The organism is Pseudorhodobacter sp. W20_MBD10_FR17 (genome assembly GCF_052119765.1).
In the GTDB taxonomy this organism is placed as follows: Bacteria; Pseudomonadota; Alphaproteobacteria; order Rhodobacterales; family Rhodobacteraceae; genus Pseudorhodobacter.
This window is the reverse complement of the sequence record NZ_JBGQOQ010000012.1, coordinates 1-17,788: the sequence shown is the minus strand read 5'-3', so window position 1 is coordinate 17,788 and position 17,788 is coordinate 1. Positions and strand designations below refer to the sequence as shown.

Here is a 17,788-nt window from a genome sequence, read left to right as displayed (position 1 = left end):
CGCCCGCCCTACATTAAACTGGAATAACCCAACAGGACGCACCCAATGGCCATGCAAGCGCAAGATATCGAAAACCTGATCCGCGACAGCTTTCCCGCCGCCAAGATCACGATCACTGACCTTGCGGGCGATGGCAACCATTGGGCGGCCGAGGTGATAGACGCCAGCTTTAAAGGCATGAACCGCGTGCAACAACAACGCGCGGTCTATGCCAGCCTAAAAGGCAAGATGGACGGCGCCAATGGCGAGTTACACGCGCTGGCGCTGACCACCAAGGCCCCAGACTGAACCGAATTTGCGGCAGCCGCGCACAAACGGCATTCCCCATGGGAAGCCAAACCAAGGAACACCCAAATGACTGATGCAAAAGCGAAAATCCAAGATACCATCACAAAAAACGATGTCGTTCTGTTTATGAAAGGCACCAAAACTGCGCCGCAATGCGGGTTTTCCAGCCGCGTCGCAGGCGTGCTTAACTTTATGGGCGTCGATTTTGCGGATGTAAATGTGTTGGAAGATGCCGACATCCGCCAAGGCATCAAAGATTTTTCGGATTGGCCGACGATCCCACAGCTTTATATCAAAGGCGAGTTTGTCGGTGGTTGCGACATCATCACCGAGATGACCCTGAACGGCGAAATGGATCAAATGTTTGAAGCCAAAGGCGTTGCGTTCAACAAAGAAGCCGCAGACAAAATCCGCGAAGCCAACGCCTGATCCGCATTCTCTTTGGCTAAAATATCCACATGAACGAATGAGTGGGGGCAGTTATTGTACGCCCCCGCAAAATAGAGATAGGGGGGGCAGACAGCCCCCCTCTTTTTATTCCAAACAATCACGCGCCAACAAACCCTAGCGCGCCGTTTTCACCTTATCATCCACTTTGGCGGCCAAAGCTTCGGCCCTCGCGGCAATTTCGGCAAGTGTTTCAGGGATTTGCGGCGGAATGACCGAAACCTGAATTTTCTGCGGCTCCGGCGGCGGCCTGTTTTCCAACTCTTCCACGCGTGCCTTTAGGACCTTGATTTGATCTTCGACCGAGGCCGTACGATCCGCCAGCATCAACCCGACCATCAGCAGCATCCGCGCTTCGGGCAACCGCCCCATTTGCGTGACCAAAGGCTGTGCCTCGCTGTCCATCATCGCCGCGGCAGTGCGCAGAAAATGCTCTTCGCCCTCTTGGCAGGCGACCATAAAGCTGCGGCCACCGATGGTGATTTCAAGTTCAGCCATTGTTGCGCGCCTCCGAAATCAGGGGTTTCAGCTCTGCCAAAATCTCATCCATTTCGGCGGTCTCCGTGTGGCGTGTGGCGCGCAGGTTTTCCAGCTCTGCCATCATCGCTTTGTTAATCATCTGCGGCTCAACCATGTTTTTGGTCGCAGCCTCGTGCAACACACGCAGGTTTTCACGCAATTGCACCGAGGATTTCCGCATCCGTTGCAACTCTAGGCCTTGCACATCCAGCTGTTGCGTCATCTTTTCAACCTTGGCATCCACCTGCCCCTGCCCAGTTACCTGCCCAGATCCCTGCGACGAAGGCTCTCGGGATTGGACTGTTTTTGCCCGCTCTGTCAGTTGCGCCACTGTGGCTTTTTCTGCGGCTAGGGCTGTTTTCAGCTTTGCAACCTCGGCCTCCAGCTCGGCAATCATATCCATGCTGACCGCCAGTTGCGCCGCCGCATCTGAGGACGAGTCGTTCTTTGGCAAAGGCGTTGGCGGCACGTCCACAGCTTTTGGCGCGGCCTCCCATTTGTCCAACCCTGCACCAATACGGCCCAAAGCTGCGGTGATCCGCCGCTCTAATTCTGCGATATTGCTTTGGTCACTCATTCAAATGCCCCCTTGCCTGTCGTTAGGCGCCCCGGATGTTGCGCGTCGATTGTTTTTTATAGCCCCAAGGCCGTCAATAGCACAGCACCATATAGAAAGGCGAATCGCCATTTATGCAGTTTTTTGCAACCATATCCCAAAGCTATTGTGAATTGCGCCCCCTTTAGGATCAAGCCCTTGCCAGACATGCTTGATCTTACCGATAAGCCTGATATGCAGCTTTGGAACTTATACGCGGGGCAGCAAGGCGGCTTGCCCCGGCAAATCGAACTCTGCGTTTGGGTATTCGCATTCTGCGTGGCCCGACCTTATCAAAACGAAGGATCAAAGCCTTGGATATTGCCACTCTGCGCGCCCAGCACCCGGACCATTGGAATAAAGCCTGTGCCATTCGTACTTTGACGCTGGATGCGGTTGCGGCTGCCAACTCGGGGCATTCAGGTATGCCTATGGGTATGGCCGATGTCGCGACCGTGCTGTTTGAAAAGCATCTGAAATTTGATCCGACCGCGCCGAACTGGCCCGATCGTGACCGCTTTATCCTGTCGGCGGGCCATGGTTCGATGTTGCTCTATTCGCTGCTGCACCTGACCGGCTATGCCGACATGACGATCGAGCAGATCAAGAATTTCCGCCAATGGGGCGCTATAACTGCGGGCCATCCTGAATATGGCCACGCAACCGGCATTGAAACCACGACCGGCCCCTTGGGTCAGGGCATCGCCAACGGTGTAGGGTTTGCGATGGCTGAAGAGCATTTGCGCGCCGTTTGGGGCCAAAAGCTGATGAACCACCACACCTATGTGATCGCCGGTGATGGCTGCCTGATGGAAGGCGTTAGCCAAGAGGCTATTGCGCTGGCAGGCAAGCAAGAATTGTCGCGCTTGATTGTGCTGTGGGATAACAACGGCATCACCATTGATGGCAAAGTGTCGCTGTCCGACATCACCGACCAAAAGGCGCGTTTTGCCGCCAGCGGTTGGGATGTGTTTGAATGTGACGGCCATGATCCGGTTGATATCGACAATGCGATCACTGCTGCCAAGGCGTCATCCCGCCCTGCGATGGTGGCTTGTGCAACCCATATCGCGCTGGGATCCTCGGCACAGGATACGTCCAAAGGCCACGGCGCGCTGACTGCGCCCGACCTGATCGCCGAGACCCGTAAGGTGTATGGCTGGCCTTACGGCCCGTTCGAAATCCCTACCGAGATTAAATCGGCTTGGGAGGTGATCGGTGCGCGCGGGCTTGATACCCGCAAAGCGTGGGAGCTTAATCTTGCCTCGCTGTCAGATCAGCGCAAGGGCGAGTTTGACCGCATTTTCAAAGGCGAGGCACCGGCCAAATTGGCACAGGTTGTCCGCGCGTTGAAAAAGCAAGCGGTCGAGACGATGCCAAAACTGGCCACACGTTCGGCGTCTGAAAAGGCGCTAGAGGTGATCAATCCGGTGATGAAAGAAACCATCGGCGGCTCGGCGGATTTGACCGGTTCCAACAACACCAAAACCGGCGATCTGGGCATGTTCTCGGCCGAAGATCGTTCGGGCCGCTACGTCTATTATGGCATCCGCGAACATGGTATGGCTGCCGCAATGAACGGCATGTCCCTGCACGGCGGCGTGCGCCCCTATTCGGGCACCTTCATGTGCTTTACCGATTATGCGCGCCCGTCGATGCGCCTTTCGGCGCTTATGGGGGTTCCTGTGGTCTATGTGATGACCCACGATTCCATCGGCTTGGGCGAAGATGGCCCGACCCACCAACCGGTCGAGCACTTGGCAATCAGCCGCGCCACACCGAACACGCTTGTGTTGCGGCCTGCCGATCAGGTTGAAACCGCTGAGGCGTGGGAGGTTGCGTTCAGCCAGACCAAGACGCCTTCGGTCATGGCTTTGTCGCGCCAAGGCGTGCCTGCTGTGCGCAAAAAGCACGTCAATCAAAACATGGTCGCCAAAGGCGCCTATGTGTTAGAGGATGCCGAGGCGAAGCGTCAGGTCATCATTATGGCGACCGGCACCGAAGTTGAAATCGCGCTGCAAGCCCGCAATCTGCTTGAGGCCGAAGGCATCGGCTGCCGCGTGGTCTCGATGCCATGTATGGAGCTGTTTGCCGAGCAAGACGATGCGTACCGCCGCAAAATCCTGCCGCCCGGTCCGGTTCGGATCGCGATTGAGGCGGGCGTTCAAACCGGCTGGGATCGCTGGCTGTTGGGTGAGCGCGGGCGTGAGCAAAAAGCAGCCTTTATCGGGATGGTGGGCTTTGGTGCCTCGGCCCCAGCCGAGCGGCTGTATAAGGAGTTTGGCATCACGGCTGAAAATGCTGTGGCCAAGGCCAAGGCCTTGCTAGGCCTCTAAGCCACAGATCAGAACGAAGAAACGAGGGCCAAGTGCCCTCGTTTTTTTATTGGCAAGACCGATGCTTTGGTCAGCCCCGGCCCGGGGGCCGCTTGTTAAACGACGGGTCCGGCGTGCCCGTAAAGCAGCCCAAAACATGCGGATAACTTGCCGTGACGACATAGCCATAGACGCCATTCTGCGTCATCCCATTACACTGATCCAGATCGCCTGCGCCCGCGACAAATTCCCAATCATCAATGAATGTGCCATCATACTGCCCGCCGGGCCCACCCGAACGTGTGCCCGTTTTCAAACGATAGCTCGTGGTTGCTAGGCGAATCTGGCCTCCATCTTCAATATAGCTTCCAAAGATCGGAAAACCGTCCGCCGCAAAGCCGATCACGGGCGACGGCGTCTTTGGGTTGGTCTGCTCGAACAGCACCATCGGGTTGCCATGATAATGATAGGTGCCATCGGGCTGGGTGTGGGCGTTATGCTCATCCGTGCCAAAATTACCGCCCGGCCCCATCGGATCGTACCTGTAAGACGCAGTCATATCATTGCACCCGATGCGGCCATCACGCACGCCAAAACATCCCGCCGCCATCAGATCCAGCTTCACACCATTCAGAAAAATGGCGTTATCTGTCCGCAGGCTCAGCGCCGTTGGTGCCTTGTTCGCAACCGGTTTTGCGGGGATGGAATAGCTTTGGTTTTGTTGCGAAAACGGGTTGGCAAATCGGCCCGTCGCGTTGAAATCATGGTTCGGAACAGCGTTGGATGTAATCGTGCAGGTGGTTCCATTCGTGGTGATCGAGACGTTGGCCGTGTAGCGCTTTTGGTTTTGCACATCTGTCGCGGTCGCGGTGTTTGCTGCAACATAGTCGGCACAGGTCGCCGCGCGATCTGTCAAAACCGCATTGGTTATATCATGTGCCAAAGCGCCGCTGGCGGTTGTCGCAAAGACCATGAAGGCGGCAAGAACAGGCCCCGCTTCATGTCGTGAAGGAGCAAAGCATACCATGAAAAATTCCTCTTTAGAGTTTACGTCCGACGCAGCAAAGACTGCCACCCGATCAGTCGCATAAGTGCGTTATACGGTCTAAAGTTGAACTTCCGTTGGGTTCCGAAACATAATGCGCCTAAAAAACGCCAAAAAAAGTCGGAAACAGGGTCACATACACCCGCCAAAACCACCGCTTTGCCGAGAGTATGTGATGGACCCCTGCCCGTTATGCGGTGCCGCGAACGGGGCGGTTGTTGGTGATGTTAAACTTCATGCCGTCCAGCAGCTCTTCAAGGTCTGGGCGGGCCGCTGGGCCGTTGGAAATGTCGACCAGCATCAAGGTGCCATCAGGGCGGATGCCAAAAGCGCCGGGTTCGGCAAAGAGGTCGGTGGTTTCGGCCTCGGACAGCGGCTCCGACACATAAAGGCCGAGCGCACGCATTTGCGGCACGGTCAGGCCATAGCAGATATCAAAATCCCAGGCGAACTCGGCCTTATCGGCCAGCGCTTTTTCTTGGGTATCCGCCGAGGTGACGACAACATCCATCACGTCGGTCCACGCAGGCAGCACGGCATTCAGCTTGTTCAGAAAGCGTTTGCAGCGCGGGCAATGCTTGCCACGATAGACGAACAGCATCGTCCAACGCTCGGTCGGTTGACCAAGGGTGATAGTTTTGTCCTGCCCTGCAACGGCAAGGGTTAGCGGGGCGATTACAGAACCGACTGGGGGCTTTGCAGAGGTCATTTGGTATCCTTTTTAGATTTAGCTCGATCAATGCGAGGCGGGTTTTCCGGTAATCGCGTCGACCAGCGGGGTGATGATTTTGGTAACGATGGGAATAAGAACGAGGCCAACGCCAAGACCGATGATGCCATCAAGGCCCGCCGTGACGGCCCATTGCACAAACCCTTGCGCGGTGGTCACAGCCTGTGCTGTGGCCTCGGCCAAGTGGTGGATTTGGTCGTAAATCAGCGGCTGGCCCAGCACATCCAGCCCATGGGTCAGAATGTTGCCACCAACCCAAAGCATGGCACCCGTGCCGACAAACGACAGCCCTGCCAGCAAGTGCGGCATGAACCGCACAAGCCCGCGGCCAAGGCTGCGGGTGGCACCAAGGCGGGCGTTGGCGGCCATGTGCAAGCCGATATCATCCATTTTCACGATCAGCGCCACGGTGCCATAGACCGCGATGGTGATGCCAATGGCGACCACGGCCAAGGTGGCGGTTTGCATGTAAATATTGGGTGCCTCGACCACCGACAGCGAGATGGTCATAATTTCTGCCGAGAGGATAAAATCGGTTTTAATCGCACCAGCGACGCGGGTTTCTTCAAGGTGCAGAGGGTCACGCGGCGACATATCCGCCTCGACCGCGTGGCTGGCATGGGGAAACAGCGCGTGGAGGATTTTCTCGGCCCCTTCAAAGCAAAGATAGGCCCCGCCGAACATCAGCAAAGGCGTGATCGCCCAAGGCGCGAAGTTGGAGAGCAAGAGTGCAATGGGCAACAAAAAGACAAGCTTGTTTTTGAACGAGCCTTTGGTGATGCGCCAGATCATCGGCAGTTCGCGGCTGGGGGCAAGGCCGGTCACATAGGTAGGGGTGACGGCGGCATCGTCGATCAAGATGCCCGCCGTTTGCCCGCCGGCCTTGGCGGCAGCGGCGGCGATGTCATCAACTGAAGTGGCCGCAACCTTTGCAATTGCCGCGACATCATCCAACAGGGCTAATAGTCCGCTCATCCAGCATCCTTTTCATGTTTTGGCCGTAAGGTACCTAAGTTTCAGCTACGGACAAGCCGTTAGCGGAAACGTTAGCGGAAACATGGTAAGTTTGCGCTAACGCCCTGAAATAATACCCATTTTTGCCTTTGAAATGTTGGATTCTCTGTGTATCCCCACGTTAAATTGAATTCAGTTTGAGGGTTTGGGAATGACAATCACCATCGGGATCAACGGATTTGGACGTATCGGGCGCTGCACCTTGGCGCATATCGCGGAAAGCGCACGCAACGATGTGCAGGTGGTGGCGATCAACGCCACGGGGCCGATTGCGACGAATGCGCATTTGCTGAAATACGACTCGGTACATGGGCGATTTGGCGGCATTGTGCGGGTATCTGGCGATACGCTTGATCTGGGCCGCGGGCCGATGCGGGTGATGAGCACCTATAACCCCCATGAGCTGGACTGGGACGGTGTGGATGTTGTGCTGGAATGTAGCGGCAAGTTTAATGACCGTGATGCGGCAGCGGTGCATTTGTCACGCGGGGCCAAGCGGGTGCTGGTGTCGGCACCGGCCAAACGCGCCGATAAAACGGTTGTGTACGGGGTGAACCATCGGCAACTGACAGCAGATCATCATGTGGTTTCCAACGGCTCTTGTACGACGAATTGCCTCGCCCCATTGGCCAAAGTGTTGAATGACGCCATCGGAATTGAAAGCGGGATCATGACGACGATCCACAGCTATACCGGCGATCAGCCGACGCTGGACCGCCGGCATGAGGATTTGTACCGCGCGCGCGCAGCGGCTATGGCGATGATCCCCACCTCAACAGGCGCCGCCAAGGCATTGGGCGAGGTGCTGCCGGAACTGGCGGGCAAGCTGGATGGCACCTCGATGCGGGTGCCTACGCCGAATGTGTCGGCCGTGGATCTAACCTTTGTTGCCCGCAAAACGGTGACCGTAGCCGAGGTAAATGAGATCATGCGTGAGGCAGCTGCGGGCTATATGGGCATGGTTTTGGCCTATGATCCCGAGCCGAAGGTCTCTATTGACTTCAACCACACGCCGCATTCTTGTATCTTTGCGCCGGATCAGACCAAGGTCGTTGGCAACTGCGTGCGGGTGCTGGCGTGGTATGACAATGAGTGGGGCTTTTCCTGCCGGATGGCCGATGTGGCTGGGGCAATGGGGCGCCTGTTGCAATAAAGCAGGCCGATTGCGGCCCGCAAGTTTAGGGGCCGTATGACGAATAAATTGGCGATATGGCTGGGGCTTATCCTTGCGGCCGCTATTTTGGGCGATATGTTCCTGAATAGCGGCTTCGCTTTGCTTTTTCTTTTGCGAAAATTTGCGGTTTTCATAGAATTCATCTCGTTCTGGCGGTAAAGCAAGCGGTAAGTGCTTGAACTTTTCGCTGAAATCGCGATGTTAGCGCTAGCAAACTGGGGGCCTTCCCCGCAACGCAAAGGAATATGCCATGACCGTTAAAGTTGCCATCAATGGATTTGGTCGTATCGGCCGCAACGTGCTGCGCGCGATCATTGAATCGGGCCGCACCGATATTGAGGTTGTTGCCATCAACGATTTGGGCCCGGTGGAAACCAACGCCCACCTGCTGCGCTTTGACTCGGTTCATGGCCGCTTTCCGGGTGTCGTGACAACAACTGAAACCACGATCGACGTGGGCCGTGGACCAATCGCTGTGACCGCTATTCGTAACCCTGCCGAATTGCCGTGGAACCACATTGATATCGTGATGGAATGCACCGGCATTTTCACCGATAAAGACAAAGCATCGATCCACCTTGAAAACGGCGCAAGCCGCGTTCTGGTGTCTGCGCCGTCGAAAGGCGCTGATAAAACAATCGTTTATGGCGTAAACCATGACACGCTGACCGCAGCGGATGTGATTGTTTCGAACGCATCCTGCACCACCAACTGCCTGTCACCTGTTGTTAAGGTTTTGAATGATACCATCGGTATCACCAAAGGCTTTATGACCACGATCCACAGCTATACCGGCGACCAGCCGACGCTGGACACGATGCACAAAGATCTGTACCGCGCACGTGCAGCGGCATTGTCGATGATCCCAACCTCGACTGGTGCGGCCAAGGCTGTCGGGCTGGTCCTGCCCGAGTTGAACGGCAAGCTGGACGGTGTGGCCATTCGGGTGCCAACACCAAACGTGTCGGTTGTTGACCTGACGTTCGAAGCCTCACGCACGACAACCGTTGAAGAAGTGAACGCGGCGATTGTAGCTGCAGCCAATGGCCCGCTGAAGGGCATTTTGGGCTACACCGATCAGCCGAACGTATCGTCTGATTTCAACCATGATCCACGCTCGTCGATCTTCCACCTTGACCAAACCAAGGTTTTGGAGGGCAACATGGTGCGGATCTTGACGTGGTATGACAATGAATGGGGCTTCTCTAACCGCATGGCTGATACGGCTGTTGCGATGGGCAAGCTGCTTTAATCATCACACCGCGTGATAACGGCAAAAGGCACCCTTTGGGGTGCCTTTTGTATTGGTAATACTGGTGCGGGCACCCCAAGTTAGGTAACACGCCCTGTCCCGTTTAAGGAAAACCCAATGGCTATTTCGACCACCTTGCTACAAGAATTTATCACACTCTGGGTGGTCATCGATCCGATCGGGACACTGCCAGTGTTCTTGGCTGTGACGTTCGGGGCCTCGGCGGCGACATCACGCAAGGTGGCGGTGCGGGCGGTGCTAATTGCCTTTGCGGTGCTGCTAACCTTTGTGGTGTTTGGACAATTGGTGCTGGATGCGCTGGGGCTTGGCCTGCCGTCCTTTCAGATTGCGGGCGGGTTGGTGTTGCTGTTGTTTGCGCTGTCGATGATTTTTGGCACGTCAAAGCCCGAAACTGAAGTGGCGGAATGGGACCACCACGCCTCGGCTGTGTATCCGCTGGCCATGCCGTCGATTGCGTCACCGGGGGCGATGCTGGCAGTGGTGGTCTTGACCGATAACGACCGGTTCTCAATCGCGCATCAGGCGATGACAGCGGGGCTAATGGCGGTGGTTTTGGCGATTACTTTGGTAATTTTGCTACTGGCAGCGCCCATTCATCGAATGATCGGGGCCACGGGGGCGTCAATTGTCAGCCGCGTCATGGGGATGATTTTGGCGGCCGTCGCAGTAGATGCGATATTGAAAGGCTTCGTTGTGTTGGGCGTGATCGCGGCGTTTTAGATAGCCATGCAGTGGGTGCATAGCGGGAAGCTGAAGCTAACCGTTGTTAGCGCAATCATATTGACCGATATAAGGAGCAGGACGATTGGCAAGGGGCCAACCGTCAGATGGATGTGAGAGAAAAACCATGATGACACTTATCAACCGCGTAAAAACCGCTATCGCCAACCACGCTCTATATATCAAAACGCGCAATGAGATTGCCCGCCTGCCTCTGGATGTGGCACTGGATTTGGGCCTGTTTCGCGGTGATGCTGACAAAATCGCACGCCATGCGGTTTGGCACTAAGGCGCTTGGCGTCAAGCGGTGCCCGCTGGGCAACTTAAACGCCAAACGCATGAATTATTGCTTATAGCGCTCGACAAGCGCGACACGCACGGCGGGAGGGACGAATTTAGTGACATCCCCACCCAGCCGCGCAATTTCTTTGACCAGCTTTGACGCAATCGCCTGACGCCGCGCATCGGCCATCATAAAGACCGTTTCAATCGAGCTGTCCATCGCGCGGTTCATGCCAACCATTTGAAACTCATACTCAAAATCGGCGACAGCCCGCAGGCCGCGCACGATAACCGTGGCGCCAACATCGCGGGCACAGTCAATAAGCAAGTTCTCAAACGGGTGGACAACAATCTGCCCACCGGTTTTGGCAAGGATCGGCGCGCATTCGGCCTTTACCATCGACACACGTTCCTCAAGGCTGAAAAGCGGGCCTTTATCACGGTTGATGGCAACACCGATGACCAGCTTGTCAACTAGGCCCATCGCGCGCTGAATGATATCGGTATGCCCCAGGGTAATCGGGTCAAAGGTTCCTGGGTAAAGACCGGTACGCATAGCAGCTCCTTTTGTTGCACCAGCACGCAACATTATTGCGCGACAGAATGCAAGCCCTTTTGCTGGTTTTATCACCCCCGAATTTTCGCCGAAAATTCTGATTTCTCGACAAAAATTCGTATTTGGTTAGAATCCTTTGATCATGCCTTCCAATGCGTCTTTTTCCATGGACAGTTCGGACAGCCGTGCTTTGACCACGTCACCGATAGAAATAAGACCAATCATAACGTCACCATCCATCACAGGCATATGGCGAAAGCGGCCGTCTGTCATTTTCTGCATAACGTCATCGGCACTGTCGGCCTTGCTGCAACCAATCAGTTTTTTTGTCATGACATTGTCAACGCTATCGGCCATGCAGGCTACGCCGCGTTTGCCCAGCTCGCGCACGATATCGCGTTCGGACAAGATTCCCGCAGGATGTTTGCCGTCTTTCGAGACGATAATTGCGCCGATCCGCTTCTCTGACAACAAAGCGGCGGCCTCACTTAGCGTGGCACCGGGGGCGAGAGTGAACACATCGCCCACAGTTTTTGATGTCAGAATTTGTTGAACCAGCATTGGGACCTCCATTTAACCAATCATATCAGGGTCGTCTTGCAAGGGGCCCTCTGTCAAGTGTTAGTGTCACGTTTGTGAGAGGGTCAGCGCTTCTAGGCGATGCAATTCGCGGCGGATGCCTGTTGTCAGCAGCGCCGCAAAGCGGTTCAAACGCTCAATCTGGGCGTCATCGGCGTGGCGAACCAACCAAAAGCTGCGGGTCAGGGCGATGGCTTGTGGTAAAACTTGGGCCAGTTCGGGGGCAAAAGGCATTGCAAAATCATGCACCATGCCGACCCCTGCCCCGGCGCGCATCAGTTGGGTTTGAACCGAGACCGAATTGGACGAGATCTCGGGGGCAGTGCCGCCGAATTCGCCCAAGTAATCCAGCTCTTTGTCAAAGATCATATCGGGGATGTAGCCGATGATACGGTGGGATTTCAGATCTTGTAGGCAAGTAATGGCAGGGTTTTTCGCAAGGTAGCTGCGTGAGGCGGCGAGGTGGAGATGGTAATCGCTCAGCTTTTGCACTGTTAGGCGGCCCGTTTCGGGGCGCGACACGGCGATGGCCATGTCGGCCTCGCGCTTGGACAGGTTAAATACGCGTGGCAGGGCCACCAGTTGAATTTCCAGCCCCGGATTTTCTGCGCTGATCTGTGCGAGAACTTGCGGCAGCAAGTAGTTTGCACTGCCATCTGGGGCGCCAATGCGGATTTGGCCGGTAAGGCCTTCGGTGACAAGGTGCAGACTATCTTGGGCGGTTGCAAAGGCTGTTTCGGCTGCACGGGCCGGGGCCATCAGGCGCTGGCCTTCCTCGGTCAGGGCATAGCCTTGGGGGGTTTTGGTGAAAAGTCGGGCAGACAGTGTGGTTTCAAGCCGCGCGATGCGGCGACCCACCGTGGCGGGATCGATACGCAAGGATTTTCCGGCCCCAGACAGGCTTTCTGCGCGGGCAACGGCCAGAAATATGCGCAGGTCGTCCCAATCCATCGCCACTACCCCCATGCCGGCTTTGCAATTTTGCAAAACGCTTTTGGAATATTGCCCCTTTATCGGGCAAAATTGCAAGGCTACAGTGACTCAAATTCACCTTGGAGAATAAAATGCAAGAGCTTAGCCACTGGATTAACGGCAAACACGTCAAGGGCACATCGGGACGGTTCGCCGATGTGATGAACCCAGCGACGGGCGAAGTGCAGGCGCGGGTGCCATTGGCCTCTAAGGCCGAGCTGGACGCCGCTGTGAATGATGCCGCCAAGGCCCAAGTGGCTTGGGGTGCGACCAACCCGCAAAAGCGTGGCCGCGTGATGATGGCGATGGTTGGCCTGATCAACCGCGACATGGAAAAGCTGGCCGAAGCCTTGTCGCGCGAGCATGGCAAGACCATTCCCGATGCCAAAGGCGACGTGCAGCGCGGGCTGGAAGTGATTGAATACTGCATCAACGCGGCGCAAATGCTGAAAGGCGAATTCACGGATGCCGCTGGCCCCGGCATTGATATGTATTCGATGCGTCAGCCCTTGGGCGTGGCGGCAGGCATCACACCCTTTAACTTTCCAGCAATGATTCCGCTGTGGAAAATGGGGCCGGCGCTGGCATGTGGCAACGCATTTATCCTGAAACCATCCGAGCGTGACCCGTCGGTGCCCTTGATGCTGGCCGAGCTGTTCAAAGAAGCAGGCCTGCCTGATGGCGTCTTGCAGGTGGTAAACGGCGACAAGGAATCGGTCGACGCGATTTTGGATAACGAGGTTGTGCAGGCCATCGGCTTTGTAGGCTCGACCCCGATTGCCGAGTATATTTATGGCCGCGGCTGTTCGAACGGTAAGCGCGTGCAGTGCTTTGGTGGCGCAAAAAACCACATGATCATTATGCCCGATGCCGATCTGGACCAAGCAGCAGATGCGCTGATTGGCGCGGGTTACGGTGCTGCGGGCGAGCGTTGCATGGCGATTTCCGTGGCCGTGCCGGTGGGTGAGGCGACGGCGGATGCCTTAATCGCCAAACTGATCCCACGGATTGAAAAGCTGAAAGTCGGTCCATATACGGCGGGCAATGATGTGGATTACGGGCCCGTTGTTACAGCAGCGGCCAAAGCGAACATCTTGAAACTGGTCGAGTCCGGTGTTGAACAGGGTGCCAAACTGGTTGTCGACGGACGTGGCTTTAAATTGCAGGGCTATGAAAACGGCTATTTCGTTGGGCCGCATTTGTTTGACCATGTAACTACCGACATGGACATCTACAAAAAAGAGATCTTTGGGCCGGTTTTGTCGACCGTGCGGGCCAAGACCTATGAAGAGGCGCTCGGCTATGCCATGGACCATGAATATGGCAATGGCACCGCGATTTTCACCCGTGACGGTGATACAGCGCGCGACTTTGCGGCGCGGGTCAACGTCGGTATGGTCGGGATCAACGTGCCAATTCCGGTGCCGCTGGCCTATCACACCTTTGGCGGTTGGAAGAAATCGGGCTTTGGCGATTTAAACCAGCACGGGCCGGATGCCTTCCGCTTTTACACGCGGACGAAAACGGTAACCTCGCGTTGGCCATCGGGGATTAAAGAAGGTGGTGAGTTTAACTTTAAGGCGATGGATTAAGTTGAACGATCGGAGGGAGGCGCACGCGCCCCCCTCTTGGCCTACGGGCCAATTCACCCCCCTGTGGATATTTGTGAACAGATGATGAGGGGTCGGCTTTGAGTGTATTTTTAAGCGAAGAACAGCAGGCGGTTTTTGAGACATCCCACGAATTTGGGGCCGAGAAAATTGCGCCCTTTGCGCGGGCTTGGGAGCAGGCTGGCGAAATCCCCAAGAGCCTTTGGCCCGAACTGGCGGCCTTGGGCTTGGGCGGGGTTTATGTCTCCGAGGACCATGGTGGCTCGGGGCTATCTCGCCTTGATGGGGTCTTGGTGTTTGAAGCCTTGGCCATGGCCTGCCCTTCGGTGGCGGCCTTTTTATCAATCCATAACATGTGCGGCGGGATGATTGACCGGTTTGGTGATGAGAGCGCCAAGGCGCAATGGTTGCCGCGTGCGTGCAGCATGGAAACGGTGTTTTCCTATTGTTTGACCGAGCCTGGATCGGGGTCGGATGCGGCGGCATTGAAAACCCGGGCGGTGCGCGGGGATGCGGGCTATACGCTAACGGGCAACAAGGCGTTTATTTCGGGCGGCGGCTATTCTGACGCCTATATCGTGATGTGCCGGACGGATGAGAATATTTCGGCGATGATTGTCGAGGATGGCACAGTTGGGCTGTCATTTGGCGGACTGGAAGACAAGATGGGCTGGCGCGCACAGCCGACGCGGGCGGTGCAGTTGGACGGCTGTTTGGTGCCGCATACGAATTTGCTGGGCGAGGAAGGCCGTGGCTTTGCCTATGCGATGGCGGGCTTGGACGGCGGGCGGCTGAACATTGCAGCCTGTGCCTTGGGCGGCGCGCAAGCCGCGCTGAACGCAACGCTGAAATATATGGGCGAGCGACAGGCCTTTGGGCAGACGATTGACCGGTTTCAGGCGTTACAGTTTCGACTGGCCGATATGGAAGTAAAGCTGCAAACCGCGCGGGTGTTTTTACGCCATGCGGCGGCGTTGCTGGATGCGGGCGCTGTTGAGGCCACGAAATTCTGCGCAATGGCAAAGCTTTATGTGACGGATGTTTGTTTTGACGTGGCGAACGATTGTTTGCAGTTGCATGGCGGCTATGGCTACTTGGCCGATTACGGGATTGAAAAAATCGTGCGGGATTTGCGGGTGCATCAGATTTTGGAAGGCACAAATGAAATTATGCGTGTGATTATTGCCCGCCAGATGGTGGCCGCGACATGAGCGATATTTTGATCCGAGTTGAAGGGCGTTGTGGCCGCGTGACGTTGAACCGGCCAGAGGCGCTGAATGCCCTGAGTGAGCCGATGTGTGTCGCATTAGATGCCGCACTTGTGGCGTGGGCCGATGATGACGCGGTCGATTTGGTTATCATCGATGCGGCGGGCACGCGCGCATTTTGTGCAGGCGGCGATATTGCCCAGCTTTATGCCGAGGGAACGGTCGGAAATTTTACCCACGGGCAGGATTTTTGGCGCAAGGAATACCGGATGAACCTGCGGATTGCGGGCTACCCAAAGCCGGTCGTCAGCCTGATGCAGGGCTTTACCATGGGCGGCGGCGTCGGCGTAGGCTGCCATGCGCGTCACCGGATTGTCGGCGAAAGCAGCCAGATTGCGATGCCGGAATGTGGAATTGGGCTGGTGCCCGATGTCGGTGGCTCTTGGTTGCTGGCGCTGGGTCCGGGGCGGTTGGGTGAGTATTTGGGCAGTACCGGCACGCGCATGGGCGCTGCGGATGCGATTTACGCGGGCTTTGCCGATGCGTTTGTGCCCGAGGCGGTCTGGCCCGCGCTGATCGTAGCATTGCGGACCGAAGGGGTTGCCGCATTGGAACGCTTTATGGTGACGGCACCCGACGGTGTTTTGGCGGCGCAGCAGACGCAGATTGACGCGCATTTCGGCGGCGAGGCTTTGGGCGATATCACTAGGTCTTTGCGCGGTGATACTGGGGACTTTGCGCAGGCGGCGCTACGGGCCTTGGGGCGGGTTTCGCCACTGGCGGCCTGTGCGGCGATCGAGATGCAGCACCGTTTGGGCGACAACCCAACCCTGCCCCGCGCGCTGGAATTGGAGTACCGCTTCACCCATCGCGCACAGGAAAAGAGCGACTTTCTGGAAGGCATTCGCGCGGCAGTGATCGATAAGGACCGCAAGCCGCGCTGGTTACATGCCAGTATTGAGGCAGTCAGCACGGCAGAGGTGGCGGCGATGTTGGCCCCTTTGGGGCCGCAAGCGTGGACAGTGGAGGAAGATGTATGAAGATAGGATTTATCGGGCTGGGGAATATGGGCGGGCCGATGGCAGCCAATCTGGCGGCGGCAGGGCATGCGCTGGCGGGATTTGATTTAACCGCGCCAATGCCTGCGGGCGTTGTTGCAATGGCCTCGGCCGCCGAGGCTGCGCGCGGAGCCGAGGTGGTGATAACCATGCTACCAAACGGCGCGATTCTGCGCAGCGTTGCCGCCGAGATTCTGCCTGCAATGACGACAGGTGCGGTGCTGTGTGACTGCTCAACCGTGGATGTGGACAGTGCGCGCGCGGTGGCCGAGCAGGCAGCGGGTTTGAGGCTGGCCTTCTTGGATGCGCCGGTTTCGGGCGGGGTTGGCGGGGCCACGGCTGGCACGCTGACGTTCATGGTCGGCGGGTCGGATGAAGCCTTTGCCACCGCGCAGCCGTTGTTTGACATTATGGGCCAAAAAGCAGTGCATTGCGGGGCGGCGGGTGCTGGGCAATCGGCCAAGATTTGCAACAATATGATCTTGGGTGTGACAATGATCGCCACCTGCGAAGCCTTTGCTTTAGCGGATAAATTGGGCCTCGACCGGCAAAAGATGTTTGATGTGGTTAGCACCTCATCGGGGTATTCCTGGACGATGAATGCCTATTGCCCTGCCCCCGGCATTGGCCCGAAAAGCCCTGCCGACACGGGCTATGCGCCGGGGTTTGCGGCGGAGTTGATGCTAAAGGATTTGCGCCTGTCGCAGCAGGCGGCCGAGGCGGCGGATGCCGATACGCCGATGGGACAAATGGCGGCGGCGCTGTATGCGCAGTTTGTCGAGGAAGAAGACGGTAAGGGCCGCGATTTTAGCGCGATGCTGCCACGGTTTGAAAAGCGTGGTCGTGGGGCGTCTGACTGACACAGATCAATTTCAAATATTAGAATATGTTATACATAGGGGCAATGGGCGACTGCCCCTTTGCTAGGAGATTGAAATGTTTGGAACAAATGTTGGCGGAATCGACCGCATCATTCGCATCGCCGCGGGCGCAGCCTTGCTGGCTGCGTTTTTTCTGATGCCCACCTTTGGCTATCGCTGGGTGTTCTTGGTCTTGGCCGCGATTGCGCTGTTTACCGGCCTGATGCGGACCTGCCCGCTGTATTCGGTGTTTGGCTTTTCAAGCTGCCCATTGAAAAAGCGCTGATACTTTGCGGCCGGGGCTAATCACCTCGGCCCTTCCGCTTTTAAGGTGTCGCCCAAGCACGGCGCATCGATTTTGAGAATGCGATACCATCGGGACCAGCGGCGCCCAATTGGCCAAGGCGCGCGCGGGTGTGGATTTGTTTCATCTCCTCACCTTTGCCCAAAACACCAAGCTCATTAACCGACATCCCCCAAGTGGCTTGCCGTTTGACCTCAAGATCGCCCAACCAGGCCACCCGATCAAGCGTTTTTTGCCCC

At 56.7% G+C, this 17,788-nt stretch carries 22 protein-coding genes; 13 read left to right on the top strand and 9 right to left on the bottom strand.

Annotated features, from left to right (window positions below; genetic code table 11):
- Window positions 1-45: 45 nt before the first annotated feature.
- A complete protein-coding gene (locus ACEN2J_RS10025; RefSeq protein ID WP_442105476.1) occupies window positions 46-288 on the top strand; it encodes a BolA/IbaG family iron-sulfur metabolism protein in 243 nt (80 codons plus the stop codon).
- 66 nt (window positions 289-354) lie between these two features.
- Entirely contained in the window at window positions 355-717 is a 363-nt protein-coding gene (grxD, locus tag ACEN2J_RS10020; protein ID WP_442105474.1) for a Grx4 family monothiol glutaredoxin, read from the top strand.
- 135 nt (window positions 718-852) lie between these two features.
- On the opposite strand, the gene ACEN2J_RS10015 is transcribed toward grxD, so the two are convergent.
- The gene (locus tag ACEN2J_RS10015; RefSeq protein ID WP_442105473.1) at window positions 853-1,233 is read right to left on the bottom strand and encodes a cell division protein ZapA; all 381 of its coding nucleotides are present in this window, start codon (window positions 1,231-1,233) and stop codon (window positions 853-855) included.
- Window positions 1,226-1,831, bottom strand: a complete 606-nt coding sequence (locus ACEN2J_RS10010) for a hypothetical protein (protein ID WP_442105471.1) — start codon at window positions 1,829-1,831, stop codon at window positions 1,226-1,228. Before ACEN2J_RS10010 ends, ACEN2J_RS10015 begins: the two co-directional genes overlap by 8 nt.
- Before the next feature lie 332 nt (window positions 1,832-2,163).
- On the opposite strand from ACEN2J_RS10010, the gene tkt reads away from it, so the two are divergent.
- Complete coding sequence (gene tkt, locus ACEN2J_RS10005; RefSeq protein WP_442105470.1) at window positions 2,164-4,185, top strand: transketolase; 2,022 nt, start codon at window positions 2,164-2,166, stop codon at window positions 4,183-4,185.
- A gap of 70 nt (window positions 4,186-4,255) precedes the next feature.
- Here the strand turns inward: tkt and ACEN2J_RS10000 are convergent, their stop codons facing one another.
- From ACEN2J_RS10000 to ACEN2J_RS09990, 3 genes are all read right to left on the bottom strand, one after another.
- Window positions 4,256-5,191, bottom strand: a complete 936-nt coding sequence (locus ACEN2J_RS10000) for a YHYH protein (RefSeq protein ID WP_442105468.1) — start codon at window positions 5,189-5,191, stop codon at window positions 4,256-4,258.
- A gap of 208 nt (window positions 5,192-5,399) precedes the next feature.
- Window positions 5,400-5,918, bottom strand: coding sequence for a redoxin domain-containing protein (locus ACEN2J_RS09995; protein ID WP_442105467.1), 519 nt, complete (start codon window positions 5,916-5,918; stop codon window positions 5,400-5,402).
- Between the two features lie 27 nt (window positions 5,919-5,945).
- Window positions 5,946-6,914 carry a DUF808 domain-containing protein gene (locus ACEN2J_RS09990; protein WP_442105465.1) on the bottom strand — a complete coding sequence of 323 codons (969 nt, stop codon included), beginning with the start codon at window positions 6,912-6,914 and terminating at the stop codon, window positions 5,946-5,948.
- Between the two features lie 190 nt (window positions 6,915-7,104).
- Between ACEN2J_RS09990 and gap (ACEN2J_RS09985) the strand changes: the two genes are divergently transcribed.
- From gap (ACEN2J_RS09985) to ACEN2J_RS09965, 5 genes are all read left to right on the top strand, one after another.
- Window positions 7,105-8,106 (top strand): type I glyceraldehyde-3-phosphate dehydrogenase, encoded by a 1,002-nt coding sequence (gene gap / locus ACEN2J_RS09985; protein ID WP_442105463.1) that lies wholly within the window; start codon window positions 7,105-7,107, stop codon window positions 8,104-8,106.
- Window positions 8,107-8,142: 36 nt separating this feature from the next.
- Complete coding sequence (locus tag ACEN2J_RS09980; protein ID WP_442105461.1) at window positions 8,143-8,286, top strand: hypothetical protein; 144 nt, start codon at window positions 8,143-8,145, stop codon at window positions 8,284-8,286.
- 91 nt (window positions 8,287-8,377) lie between these two features.
- Window positions 8,378-9,379, top strand: coding sequence for a type I glyceraldehyde-3-phosphate dehydrogenase (gene gap, locus ACEN2J_RS09975; RefSeq protein ID WP_442105459.1), 1,002 nt, complete (start codon window positions 8,378-8,380; stop codon window positions 9,377-9,379).
- A gap of 117 nt (window positions 9,380-9,496) precedes the next feature.
- Window positions 9,497-10,120, top strand: coding sequence for a MarC family protein (locus ACEN2J_RS09970; RefSeq protein ID WP_442105457.1), 624 nt, complete (start codon window positions 9,497-9,499; stop codon window positions 10,118-10,120).
- A gap of 127 nt (window positions 10,121-10,247) precedes the next feature.
- Window positions 10,248-10,409, top strand: a complete 162-nt coding sequence (locus tag ACEN2J_RS09965; protein ID WP_442105456.1) for a hypothetical protein — start codon at window positions 10,248-10,250, stop codon at window positions 10,407-10,409.
- Window positions 10,410-10,463: 54 nt separating this feature from the next.
- On the opposite strand, the gene coaD is transcribed toward ACEN2J_RS09965, so the two are convergent.
- The 3 genes from coaD to ACEN2J_RS09950 form a co-directional block, all read right to left on the bottom strand.
- On the bottom strand, window positions 10,464-10,958 hold the full coding sequence (gene coaD, locus ACEN2J_RS09960; RefSeq protein ID WP_442105454.1) for a pantetheine-phosphate adenylyltransferase: 495 nt from the start codon (window positions 10,956-10,958) through the stop codon (window positions 10,464-10,466).
- Window positions 10,959-11,084: 126 nt separating this feature from the next.
- On the bottom strand, window positions 11,085-11,519 hold the full coding sequence (locus ACEN2J_RS09955; protein WP_442105452.1) for a CBS domain-containing protein: 435 nt from the start codon (window positions 11,517-11,519) through the stop codon (window positions 11,085-11,087).
- A gap of 66 nt (window positions 11,520-11,585) precedes the next feature.
- Window positions 11,586-12,488, bottom strand: a complete 903-nt coding sequence (locus tag ACEN2J_RS09950; protein WP_442105450.1) for a LysR family transcriptional regulator — start codon at window positions 12,486-12,488, stop codon at window positions 11,586-11,588.
- A 113-nt stretch (window positions 12,489-12,601) separates the two neighbouring features.
- Here ACEN2J_RS09950 and ACEN2J_RS09945 point away from each other — a divergent pair, with 113 nt between their 5' ends.
- The 5 genes from ACEN2J_RS09945 (at window position 12,602) to ACEN2J_RS09925 (ending at window position 17,531) form a co-directional block, all read left to right on the top strand.
- Window positions 12,602-14,101, top strand: coding sequence for a CoA-acylating methylmalonate-semialdehyde dehydrogenase (locus ACEN2J_RS09945; RefSeq protein WP_442105448.1), 1,500 nt, complete (start codon window positions 12,602-12,604; stop codon window positions 14,099-14,101).
- Between the two features lie 98 nt (window positions 14,102-14,199).
- Window positions 14,200-15,330, top strand: coding sequence for an acyl-CoA dehydrogenase family protein (locus ACEN2J_RS09940; RefSeq protein WP_442105447.1), 1,131 nt, complete (start codon window positions 14,200-14,202; stop codon window positions 15,328-15,330).
- On the top strand, window positions 15,327-16,367 hold the full coding sequence (locus ACEN2J_RS09935) for an enoyl-CoA hydratase/isomerase family protein (RefSeq protein WP_442105445.1): 1,041 nt from the start codon (window positions 15,327-15,329) through the stop codon (window positions 16,365-16,367). The genes ACEN2J_RS09940 and ACEN2J_RS09935 overlap by 4 nt, the downstream gene beginning before the upstream one ends.
- Window positions 16,364-17,245 (top strand): 3-hydroxyisobutyrate dehydrogenase, encoded by an 882-nt coding sequence (gene mmsB, locus ACEN2J_RS09930; protein ID WP_442105444.1) that lies wholly within the window; start codon window positions 16,364-16,366, stop codon window positions 17,243-17,245. The genes ACEN2J_RS09935 and mmsB overlap by 4 nt, the downstream gene beginning before the upstream one ends.
- 76 nt (window positions 17,246-17,321) lie before the next feature.
- Window positions 17,322-17,531, top strand: coding sequence for a YgaP family membrane protein (locus ACEN2J_RS09925; protein WP_442105442.1), 210 nt, complete (start codon window positions 17,322-17,324; stop codon window positions 17,529-17,531).
- 40 nt (window positions 17,532-17,571) lie between these two features.
- Here ACEN2J_RS09925 and ACEN2J_RS09920 read toward each other — a convergent pair.
- A partial coding sequence (locus ACEN2J_RS09920; RefSeq protein WP_442105440.1) for a hypothetical protein occupies window positions 17,572-17,788 on the bottom strand: 217 nt, incomplete at its 5' end.